A 2596-nucleotide genomic window follows, 5' to 3' on the forward strand; every position below is an offset into this window, starting at 1 on the left:
GCAGGATCCCAATCATTGTGCCGCTGTGCGCGACGATGACCCCGAGAGCGTCAGTGGCCTCGGATGCTTTCAGCATTGAGTTCAGATGCTTCTTTGGAGCTCGCTCCTGATGCAAACGGGCGCTGGCAGTGGCTATTTTGCCTATGGTGGCGGTGTCACCGCGTGGAATTGCTATGCGAGCGCGGTGGAGTAGTTCGTGATACTCTGCTCTGTGAGTGGCGGAGGTTTCACCTCGCCGTTGATCATAGTCGACGGTATCGACCGTCCCTCCTTCATCGATACCGACGATTGCAAGCGGCGGCATTTGGCCAATGAACGAGAGAAGGTTACATGCTCGCTGCTGATATGCGACCACTCCTGGGTACATCACCCCGTCGGATGGCTCGATCTCCGCCATTAGCTTCTCGATCAACGACGTCCGGACCCTACGTTTGAAGCAGCAGGCGATTGACCGTGCAGTTGCGACAAGATCCGCAGACGAACTCGCCAGCCCTTTGCCTTCGGGGAGCTCGGATTGCAAAAGGAGGATTCCTCCCGAGGCGCCGAGCGCAATCACGAGATTCTCAGCCAGTTGTTTTGCTTTGACTTTATGTGATGGGCAAACGGTTACGGATTGTGTCCCTGCGACAGGCATGAAGTGGGCTCGTGCAAAGAGCGCGATGGGCATCGTGACTAAGAAGTGAGGGTCGCGGGGAACGGAGCCGACCGGCAACTCGCCTTGCAGCAACTCACCGAATGTGCCGCAACAAAGAGCGTCGCCAGAATGAACCCTTTTCTGCTCCCCATCCTCGGCGAAAATCTGGGCCGCATCTGCGCTATCGAACGTCTGGTGATATATGTATGGCTTCCAAAATTCATCGGCGGCCGCTTCGAGAAGTTCTCTAGTCGACATGCTCAACCCCGCTCTCTAGAGGGCCGCTAGATGGGTAGAATTTTGGATCGCCATCTCACTTGCCGGTCAAGTTCATTGAAGTTTGCCGCTACGACGCGAGACCCGCGTCCCACAGAAAGGCAAAAATTGCGCCAATTTGGCTGATCGAACCGAAGAGAACTTTTTGTGATTGCTTTTCAGCTATTTAGCCTGAGGCGAAACAAGAGATTGGCCAAACAGGCGTATGTCGAAGACCCGACAAACCCGACCGGGATTTCGAATGGCGCTGCTCGAGACCGCGTCGTTGCCCTCGGAGGCCGGAAGACGCGGGCTCATCTGTTCGCTCGGCCGCAACTGCACATTCGTTGCGCCATCGCGGATCCCGCTGAGGCCGGGCGATCGGGTGAAGACAAATGCCGCGACGCCACCATGCTCGCCCGCCTCAATAGGGCCGGAGAGTTGACCCCCGTATGGTACCGATCACGAAGCCATGCGCGACCTGATCCGGCAGCGCAGCGTCGTGCGACAGGTGGTGACGCGAGCGCGTCAACATTTTCAGTGATTTCTGCTGCGTCACGGGGATAAGCACGAGCGTGAGGCGGGTGAAGAGGGCGAGATTGTAAGCGACACCGAAGACCAGCTTTGGGAAGACGGAGACCGCTGTTTTTGGCAACCCGGAGCTACGATACCTGTGTCGCGTTTGTCGCGTCCGCGACATGATTTTCGTACTCCAGCTTCACTCTCATGCTCTTGAACCCTGTCCATATATATCCATCGCGGTTGTTTCTGCTCAGTTGGCACGATTTTTGCCGGAAGGAGCTGCCAAGTGACATTCAGCTGGTGGGTCGGATTATTCGTTGGTGCTTCATCAGAGGCTACAACTGCCAGATAGGGAGATGTACAATGCATGCGACGCTGAAGACTGTATCTCTTTTTGATCGATCTCACGTCCCCCACTTAAAGCTCGAGCCCGAGCAAGAACGGTTTGTCGACCCGCTGGATTTGGTGTTCTCCGAGCTTCAAGGTAACGCGCGCCCCGACCTGGAGCACCCATTTGCAATCGTTGTCCGCCATCAGACCGTTGGCTTTTTCGTCCTGCGTGAAAAAGCGGCCTTGCCGGAATGGGCCCCGCCAGGCGTGATTACTTTGCACAGCTTTCGCGTGGGCCGAGGATACCAAGGTAACGGATATGGAAAATCGGTGACTGGGCTTGCCTCTCAATGGATTTCGAAAAATCGCCCATGTGTCAGCCGTCTCATGCTTACCGTTGAAGTAGATAATATAATGGCCAGACATTCCTATCTAACGTCCGGCTTTCTTGACACGGGCGCTACTTACTTCGACAAGTTCGGCCTGCAGAACATTCTTGCATACGAAATAGATCTAGCTTGACTTTCCTTTGCCAGCGATTGCCTGATCATCGCAGGGTCAAGTCATCCATGCTTTACTCGTTCACACTCTCCAGCTGATCCTATAGCCTGAGCACGGAGCGGCGACGCTGAAGTCGAGGCGCGGAATAGCACAGCTAGCTAGTTTCCGTCCATAAACGCGTATTTTTTATGGCGTTTACAGGCACTTACGCTCGTCCGGAAGCGATTGCCAGGGCGTGGGCGGGCGAGAGCGCGCTGATCGTCGGCAAAATGTCGTCACGGAGCGCGGCCGCGCATGCCCTGAGATAGGCGTCAGGCGGAGCACGCATTCCAAACAGCAGACCAGACACTTAAA

The 2596-nt window shown here is 55.7% G+C and carries 2 protein-coding genes and 1 pseudogene; 2 read left to right on the top strand and 1 reads right to left on the bottom strand.

The genetic code is table 11. The features are described 5' to 3' along the window. The coding region (locus tag NKH35_RS31325) for a GHMP family kinase ATP-binding protein (protein ID WP_352917531.1) at positions 1 to 892 on the bottom strand (892 nt) is incomplete at its 3' end. Positions 893 to 1202: 310 nt separating this feature from the next. On the opposite strand from NKH35_RS31325, the pseudogene NKH35_RS32125 reads away from it, so the two are divergent. Next, positions 1203 to 1343: pseudogene (locus NKH35_RS32125) on the top strand (IS110 family transposase); the annotation flags it as partial. Between the two features lie 431 nt (positions 1344 to 1774). After that, entirely contained in the window at positions 1775 to 2263 is a 489-nt protein-coding gene (locus tag NKH35_RS31330; RefSeq protein WP_352917532.1) for a GNAT family N-acetyltransferase, read from the top strand. Positions 2264 to 2596 lie beyond the last annotated feature (333 nt).

The organism is Mesorhizobium sp. M1143, assembly GCF_040318435.1.
Lineage (GTDB): Bacteria > Pseudomonadota > Alphaproteobacteria > Rhizobiales > Rhizobiaceae > Mesorhizobium.